The organism is Stenotrophomonas sp. FR012, assembly GCF_047520565.2.
In the GTDB taxonomy this organism is placed as follows: Bacteria; Pseudomonadota; Gammaproteobacteria; order Xanthomonadales; family Xanthomonadaceae; genus Stenotrophomonas; species Stenotrophomonas sepilia.
On sequence record NZ_JAXBQL020000023.1, the window covers coordinates 12185 to 20126 of the forward strand.

Genomic DNA, 7942 nt, shown 5'->3' on the forward strand with positions numbered 1-7942 from the left:
GGGTTCGCGGCGCACGCCGCGAACCCGCAACAGGATCGTCCGGTCAGAACTCAGGCGCCGGCCATCCACTTCAGGATCAGGCCGGTGACATAAGCCAACCCGGTACCGGTGGCATAGCCCACCGTACCCAGCAGCACCCCCACCGGCGCCAGCGTCGGGTGGAACGCCGCAGCAACCACCGGTGCCGAGGCGGCCGCCCCGATGTTGCCCTGCGAACCGATCGCGAAGAAGAACAGCGGCGCGCGCAGCAGCTTGGCCACCACCCACAGCACCAGCACATGCGTGGCCATCCAGATCGCGCCGAGCAGGAACAGCCACGGCCGATCCAGCAGCGACAGCAGGTTCATCTGCATGCCGATGCAGGCGATCAGAAAGTACAGGAACACCGTGCCCAACCGCGAAGCGCCTGCGGCTTCCAGCCGGCGCGCACGGGTGAAGCTCAGGCCCAGCCCCATCGCCGTGGACAGCAGGATCACCCACACGAACTGGCTGTCCAGGCTGAACTGGCTGGCCCAGCTGACGTTGGCCTTGAACCAGCCCGACAGCGGTGCGGCGATGGCGTGGGCCAGGCCGACGCCACCCAGTGCCACGCCGACGATCACCATCAGGTCGGTCATGCTGGGAATGCGCGCGTTCTGTGCCTCGTAGGCGCTGATGCGTGCCTTCATCTCGTCGATGGCGCGCGTATCGGCCCCGTTGCGGGTGTCGATCTGCTGCGCGCGGTTGGCCAGGAACAGCAGGATCGCCATCCACAGGCTGGCGCAGGCCACGTCGACCACGGCGAACTGGCCGAAGGTGGTGGCATCGGTGCCGAACACCTCACGCATGGCGACCATGTTGGCGCCGCCACCGATCCAGCTGCCGGCCAGTGCGGCCATGCCGGCCCAGGTATCACCGGCCACCGTTTCCGGATGGATCAGCTTCATCAGCTGGAAGGAGACGATCGCACCGAGCATGATGCCAGCGGTACCGGCACAGAACACAAGCAACAGCTTCGGCCCCAGCTTGATGACGCCCTTGAGGTCGATCGACAGCGTCAGCAGGACCAGCGCGGCCGGCAGCAGCACGTCACGCGCGACCGGGTTGTACAGCGAGGTGTTGTGGCCATCGATGACACCGGCGGTGTTGTAGATGGCGGGGATGAAATAGCACAGCAGCAGTGCCGGCACCCAGGCGAAGATCTTCTTCAACAGCGGGGTCGGACCACTGGCGGCCCAGAAGATCAGGGCCAGGGTGGCGGCAATCAGGCCCAGTCCAACGATATCGTTGCTGATCAGGGCAGTAGCGGGTTCGGTCGGCATGGGATCCTCTGTCGATCGAAAGAGCGGGAAAAAAAAGCGCCGCATGAAGCGGCGCAGGTCGAGATTAACACTGTCTTCACGCCGGGTCATGCCGCAGCGCGAAGCAGGTCGGCCGTCCGATCAGGCGGGGCGCGAAGCGCCGAAGTCCAGGGTGACACGCGTCCCGCGCGGTTGGCAGGGCTGCAACTGCAGCGTCCAGCCCAGGTGCTCGCACAGCCGCGCGATCAGGTCCAGGCCGATGCCACTGCCTCGATCGGCACGCTCACCGCGGGCCATGCGCGCGTGGATCGCCGCGATTTCCTCCGGGCTCATCCCATGCCCGGGGTCCTGCAGCGTCAGTACCGCCGACGAACTCAGCTGCAGCTCGATATGGCCGCGGCCGCTGTTTTCGATGGCATTGCGCAGCAGGTTGCCGATCGCCGCCTGCACCACCGCCAGCGGCGCGACGATATCCACCGGCGCGGCCTGGATACCGATGCTCAGGTCCTTGTCGCCGAGCAGGTGTCGATGGTCGTCGACGATCTCCGGCAGCAGCTGGTCCAGTGCGATGCGCTCGGCACGCGCGGCCAGGCGCGCAGGATCACGCGCCAGCACCAGCAGCAGCTCGATCAGCTGCTCCACGCTCTGTGCCGTGCGCAGGACCCGCTGCATCTGCTGGCGGGCACGTTCGGGCAGGCCCGGTTGCTCCAGCGCCAGCTCGGCTGCACCGGTCATCACTGCGATCGGCGTGCGCAGTTCATGGCTGGCGGTACTGATGAAGACCCGCTCACGCTCGACGAACTGCTCGTTGCGGTCCAGGTAGTCGTTCAGCGCATCGGCGATGGTGTGCAGCTCGGAACTGCCGCGCGGGTCGACCTCGATGCGCTGGCCCTGAACGCCCGGCCGCAATGCGCCGATGTGCTGGGCCAGCAGGCTCAACGGGCGCACCATGCGTTCCATACCGAAGGACGCCATCAGCACGGTGACGAAGATCATGATCACCCCGGCCAGCATCACCCAGCGCGTGGCGAACTGCTCCAGGTCATGGAAGTCGGAGATGTCCAGCGCCAGCGCGACACGTCCCATCGACCGGGTCTCGCGCACCATCACCGCCGTCTCCCGGCCTTTGATCATCACGCCGTCGTGAAGGCCCGGATGCAGCGTACGCAGGCTGTCAGGCAGGTTGACTGCATCGAAGCGGTACAGGCTGAGCGTGTCCGAATCCTGCCAGCGATAGTGCGGCTCATGCTCGACGTGCTCGACGATGCTGTCCAGTTCGGAATTGAGCAGCGCGCGCCAGGCGGCATGTTCGGCGTGTTCGTGCACGTAGTTGCCGACGCTGAACACGGCGATCGACAGCAGGGCCAGGTAGCCCAGCAACCACCACACCACGCGCCGGTACAGCGGGCCCGGCCTACGCGCCTTCATCATCATCCTTGCCTGCACCGGCGGCCGCGGTCACCGCAAGGCGGTAACCAACCCGCGGCAGGGTGTGGATCAGCTTGTCGGCAAACGGACCGTCGACGCTGCGGCGCAGCTCGTAGACATGCGAGCGCAGCAGGTCACCATCCGGTGGCTCATCGCCCCACAGGGCGAACTCCAGCTGTTGGCGGGTGACCGCACCGGGGCTGGCACGCATCAGCACCTCCAGCAGCTTGCGGCAGGCCGGGTACAGGTGGAGTACCTGCCCCCCCCGCTGGGCTTCGAGGGTCGCCAGGTCCAGCACCAGGTCGCCCACCTGCAGGCGCTTGCGCGGGTTTCGGCCCTGCGAACGCAGCAGCAGCGCCTCCAGCCGAACTTCCAGCTCGGGCAGGGCGAACGGCTTGGTCAGGTAGTCGTCGGCACCTGCGCGGAATCCGGTGATCTTGTCCGGCAGCTCGTCGCGCGCGGTCAGCATGATCACCGGCACCTCCGAAGCGTGCTCGGCGCGCAGGCGACGCAGCACCTCCGGCCCCTCCATGCGTGGCAGCATCCAGTCCAGGATCACCGCGTCGTAGGGGTGGCTGCCGGCCAGGTGCAGGCCGGTGATGCCGTCCGGGGCCACGTCGAGCACATGCCCGCGCGACTCGAAGTAGTCGAACAGGTTGGCCACCAGCTGGCGGTTGTCCTCGATCACCAACAGACGCATGCACGAAACATCCACGGAAGTTCGTACCATGGTAGCGCTGCGCATGTCGGAATGCGGTCGCCCCGGCCTCCTCTGACGCTTTTCCAACCCCCGCCACCTCAAAATGGCCGTTTTGCTCCCGGAGCCTGCCGTGCCCGTAGCCCTGCCCCGCCGTTGGCGCCTGCCCCTGTTGTGGCTGTTGATCATTGCTGCGCTGGCAGCGGGGATCGGCCTTCGGCAGCCGCAGCCACCGGACGAGCCGCGCTTCGTGCTGGCGGCCCGCACCATGGTCGAAAGCGGGCAATGGCTGCTGCCGCACCGGGGCGTGGAGCTGTATGCGGAGAAGCCGCCGGTCTTCATGTGGCTGCAGGCGGCGGCCTACGAGATCGTCGGCAGCTGGCAGTGGTCGTTCCTGCTGCCGTCGCTGCTGGGCGCCCTGCTCAGCCTGTGGTTGGTGTCGGATCTGGCACGCCGACTGTGGTCACCGCGGCATTCCCTGTACGCCCTGGCGGCGCTGTTCTGCACCCTGCAGTTTGGCCTGATGGCCAAGCGCGCGCAGATCGACATGGTGCTGGTCGGCATGACCACGGTGGCCCTGTGGGGCTTGATGCGCCACCTGTGCGAACGCCGCAACCTGGCTGCCTTGTGGCTGGCGGGGTTCGCCGCTGGCCTCGGCACGGTGACCAAAGGCGTGGGTTTCCTGCCGCTGCTGATGGTCCTGCCGTGGTTCGGCTGGTGGCTGTACCAGCGTCGCCGCGGTCGCAGCGTGGACGGCCCCCACCCGGCAACGCTGCTGTGGCTGATCCCGGCCTTCCTGCTGGGCGTGTCGGTGTGGCTTGCCCCGCTGGGCTGGGCGCTGCTGCACACGCCCAGCGCCGAACTGCAGGCCTACGCGCATGAACTGTTGTTCAAGCAGACCGGTACCCGCTATGCCAACGCCTGGCACCATCGCCAACCGGCCTGGTACTACCTGCAGGTGATCCTGACCCTATGGCTGCCGGGCAGCCTGCTGCTGCCGCTGCTGTTCAAGCCGTGGTGGCGCCGCATCCGCCGGGGCGACCGCCGGCAGTGGCTGCTGCTGGGCTGGGCGCTGCTGGTGCTGGTGTTCTTCAGCGCCAGCCCGGGCAAGCGCGAGGTCTATGTGCTGCCGATGCTGCCTGCGATGGCACTGGCGGTTGCGCCGTTGTTGCCCGGCTTGCTGCGCCGGCTGTGCGTGCGCCGCTATCTGTTCGGCTACAGCGTGGTGCTGATGCTGGCCACCGGCGTGCTCGGCGTGATGCTGATGACCGAGCACCCGTGGGCCTTGGCGCAACTGGAGCGCCGGGCCATGCCCGATGCGCTGCTGCCGGTGCTGGGTGATGGCCTGCTGACCTTCGCCATCGCGCTGGCCACGCTGGTCGTCTGGTTGCGGGTGCGCCGCGCCACGACACTGGTGCTGTTGACCCACGGCATGCTGTGGATGCTCTACGGCCTGGTGCTGATTCCGGCACTGGATCCCTACGCATCGGCATCGGCGCTGATGCGCCGCGTCGGCGCACGGATCGGTCCGGACGCCGAACTGGCGCTGGTCGCCTGGCGCGAGCAGAACCTGCTGCAGGCTGACCGCCCGGTACGCGAGTTCGGCTTCAAGCGGCCCTGGGCCGAGCAATGGCACGATGCCGGCCCCTGGCTCGCCGAAGCGCCGGAAAAGCGCTGGTTGCTGGTGCTGGACGAGGCGATGAGTCCCTGCGTGGATCCGGCCAAGGTGATCGATATCGGTGTTGCCAACAGGAATCGTTGGCAACTGCTTCCCGGTACTGCATGGAACCCGGAATGCCATGCCGAGCGGACAGGATCGACCGCCGAAGAAGACTGAACGCTGACACGTGCCGGGCAAGCATTAACCCGGCACGAACGAGCGTCCGACCCTTCTCCGACATCGAAGTGACGAGCATGACCGCGGATTCCCGAACCGCCCCTTCCCCGCATGCCCGTCCGTCCCCTTGATGCGATAGCACCGCTTGCGACATCGCCACTGGCGTCAAAATTTGCCGTAACGCACATCTGGCTGCCTGTCGCAATCGGTTTGCCCGTGTTTGCGCTGCTGATGGGATTCGGCGGCGATCAGTGGGTGGCCGACCACCTGTTCCGTCTTGAGGGCGCCCATTGGGCATTGCAGGACGCCTGGATCACCCGCAGCGTCGTGCACAAGGCCGGTAAATGGTTGAGCACTGCGGCGGCGCTGGTCGTGCTCCTGCTGTGCTTCCATCACTGGCGTAAGGGTCGCGATCGCACCCTGCAGTGGGCGCTGCTTTATGTCGTAATTGCCATTGCACTGGGCACCGGCGTGATCTCCCTGCTGAAGTCGCTGGTGCCGATGGAATGCCCGTGGGATCTGCTCCGCTACGGTGGCCACCAGCCTTTCATCGGGCTTTTCACGGCGCGCCCCGCAGGCATGGCCGCGCAGGCCTGCTTCCCGGCGGGCCACGCCAGCGCGGGTTATGCATGGTTGTCCCTTTACTTTTTTGCCATGCTGTGGCGCCCTTCATGGCGCTGGGCCGGGTTGTGGATCGGTCTTGGCACCGGTCTGGTGTTCGGCATCAGCCAGCAGCTGCGCGGCGCGCACTTCCTCTCGCATGACGTCGCCACCGCATTGATCTGCTGGCTGCTTTCGCTCGGCCTGTATCTGATCGTCAAACGCGTCCTGACACGCCGTCAGCGAGACCGTCCCAACCGCCAGGAGGCAAACGCATGAGTGCATCGGTCCAACGGCCCGCCCGCCTCCCCGCCCTTGCGGGTCTGCGCCACTGGCGGCCGCAGCTGTCCACCGAAGCGCTGATCGCGCTGACCAGCCTGTTCTTCGCGGTAGCCGGGAATGGCCTGTTCTGGCACAGCGCGATGGCCAGCCATCCAGGCAGCCTGCGCTACGCGCTTTCGCTGCTGCTGTTGCTGCTGGGCGCTCACGGCGTGCTGCTGGGCATCCTGGTCTGGCGCTGGAACGCCAAGGTGGTGATCAGCCTGTTGCTGCTGGTGACCGCATTCGCCGCGCACTACATGAGCCGCTACCACATCTACCTGGATGCGGACATGCTGCGCAACGTACTGGCGACTGACCCCAAGGAAAGCCGCGAGCTGATGACCGTGTCGCTGCTGTGGCCGGTACTGTTGCTGGCGGTGTTGCCGATGGCGGTGTTGTGGCGCGTGCAGCTGCGTCGCCGCAGCTGGGGCCGCGGCCTGCTGTGGCGACTGGGGTTCCTGGCGGTGGCCGCGGTGACCGCCGTCGGCGGCGCGTTGATCTCGTTCCAGGATGTTTCGGCACTGATGCGCAACCAGCGCGAAGTGCGTTACCTCGCCACCCCGGCCAACGTGCTGCTGGGCATGCCGCGTGCGCTGCGTGGCGACAACCCGGTGCAGCGCGCACCGAAGCTGCCGATCGGCACCGACGCCAAGGCCACTCCGCGAGCGCCGGCCAGCAAGCCGCGCCTGCTGGTGATCGTCATGGGCGAGACCGTGCGTGCGCAGAACTGGGGCCTCAACGGTGGCCGCAACACCACTCCGGAACTGGCGCAGGCCAGCGTGATCAATTTCCCGGACATGCATTCGTGCGGCACCAGCACGGAGGTCTCGCTGCCGTGCCTGTTCTCGCCGTGGGGCCGCCACGACTACGACGAGAAGAAGATCCGTGCGCACCAGTCGCTGCTGCACGTACTGAACCGCGCCGGCATCGCGCCGCTGTGGCGTGACAACCAGTCCGGCTGCAAGGGCGTGTGCGAGGGCCTGGACTTCCAGTCATTGTCCGACGCCACCACATCCGGCCTGTGCGCCGATGGCCGCTGCATGGACGAGATCCTGCTGCAGGACCTGGCCACCCAGGTGCGGGCCAAGCCCGGCGACCGGGTCGTGGTGCTGCACCAGCTGGGCAACCACGGCCCGGCCTATTTCGAGCGCTATCCGCCCGCGTTCCGCCGCTTCACCCCGACCTGCGACACCCGTGACATCGGCCGCTGCTCGCGCGAAGAGATCACCAACAGCTATGACAACGCGGTGCTGTACACCGATCATTTCCTGAGCAAGACCATTGGTACCCTGCAGGGCATGCAGGATTACGACACGGCGATGATCTACCTGTCCGACCATGGTGAATCGCTGGGCGAGAAGGGCCTGTTCCTGCATGGCGTGCCGTATGCGATCGCACCGGCCGAGCAGACCCGCGTACCGATGACGATGTGGTTCTCACCGGGCTTCACTAGCAGCCGCGGGCTGGACCTGCAGTGCGTGCGCAAGCGCTCGGCGGCGTATACCGACCACGACAACCTGTTCCCGTCGGTGCTGGGCCTGATGCAGGTGAAGACGGCGCTGTACGAGCGCGATCGCGACGTGTTCGCCAACTGCGAAGGTTGAGGGTGGTTTGGCGGGGCTTGCAGCCCTGCACCCGCAGGGGCAACGGCAACGGCCGAAGCAACAGCAGAAGCGGGTTTCCTGAGGGGTGGCGGGGTGGGTCCGGTTGCGGGGGACGCTGCAAGTACGTCCATGTAAGCTCGGTCGCCGCATCCATGCGGCTCACGCCCCCGCAACC

Annotated in this window: 6 protein-coding genes; 3 read left to right on the forward strand and 3 right to left on the reverse strand. The window is 66.8% G+C overall.

Features of this window, described 5'->3' with window-relative positions; genetic code table 11:
* Positions 1-50 precede the first annotated feature (50 nt).
* From ACM0O9_RS19530 to ACM0O9_RS19540, 3 genes are all read right to left on the reverse strand, one after another.
* The gene (locus ACM0O9_RS19530) at positions 51-1301 is read right to left on the reverse strand and encodes a DUF819 family protein (protein WP_005418276.1); all 1251 of its coding nucleotides are present in this window, start codon (positions 1299-1301) and stop codon (positions 51-53) included.
* A gap of 120 nt (positions 1302-1421) precedes the next feature.
* The gene (locus tag ACM0O9_RS19535; protein WP_005418277.1) at positions 1422-2708 is read right to left on the reverse strand and encodes a sensor histidine kinase; all 1287 of its coding nucleotides are present in this window, start codon (positions 2706-2708) and stop codon (positions 1422-1424) included.
* On the reverse strand, positions 2695-3408 hold the full coding sequence (locus ACM0O9_RS19540; protein ID WP_065179475.1) for a response regulator transcription factor: 714 nt from the start codon (positions 3406-3408) through the stop codon (positions 2695-2697). Before ACM0O9_RS19540 ends, ACM0O9_RS19535 begins: the two co-directional genes overlap by 14 nt.
* A gap of 130 nt (positions 3409-3538) precedes the next feature.
* Between ACM0O9_RS19540 and ACM0O9_RS19545 the strand changes: the two genes are divergently transcribed.
* From ACM0O9_RS19545 to ACM0O9_RS19555, 3 genes are all read left to right on the forward strand, one after another.
* On the forward strand, positions 3539-5242 hold the full coding sequence (locus ACM0O9_RS19545) for an ArnT family glycosyltransferase (RefSeq protein WP_235649432.1): 1704 nt from the start codon (positions 3539-3541) through the stop codon (positions 5240-5242).
* Between the two features lie 111 nt (positions 5243-5353).
* The gene (locus tag ACM0O9_RS19550; protein ID WP_235649433.1) at positions 5354-6121 is read left to right on the forward strand and encodes a phosphatase PAP2 family protein; all 768 of its coding nucleotides are present in this window, start codon (positions 5354-5356) and stop codon (positions 6119-6121) included.
* Positions 6118-7767: a phosphoethanolamine transferase gene (locus ACM0O9_RS19555; RefSeq protein WP_235649434.1), complete on the forward strand. Its 1650-nt coding sequence runs from the start codon at positions 6118-6120 to the stop codon at positions 7765-7767. The genes ACM0O9_RS19550 and ACM0O9_RS19555 overlap by 4 nt, the downstream gene beginning before the upstream one ends.
* Positions 7768-7942: the final 175 nt, after the last annotated feature.

Bases quoted from the DNA above. Each gene is read 5' to 3' on its own strand.
- ACM0O9_RS19530 (WP_005418276.1), bottom strand. From the start codon at position 1,301: ATGCCGACCGAACCCGCTACTGCCCTGATCAGCAACGATATCGTTGGA.
- ACM0O9_RS19535 (WP_005418277.1), bottom strand. From the start codon at position 2,708: ATGAAGGCGCGTAGGCCGGGCCCGCTGTACCGGCGCGTGGTGTGGTGG.
- ACM0O9_RS19540 (WP_065179475.1), bottom strand. From the start codon at position 3,408: ATGCGTCTGTTGGTGATCGAGGACAACCGCCAGCTGGTGGCCAACCTG.
- ACM0O9_RS19550 (WP_235649433.1), top strand. From the start codon at position 5,354: ATGCCCGTCCGTCCCCTTGATGCGATAGCACCGCTTGCGACATCGCCA.
- ACM0O9_RS19555 (WP_235649434.1), top strand. From the start codon at position 6,118: ATGAGTGCATCGGTCCAACGGCCCGCCCGCCTCCCCGCCCTTGCGGGT.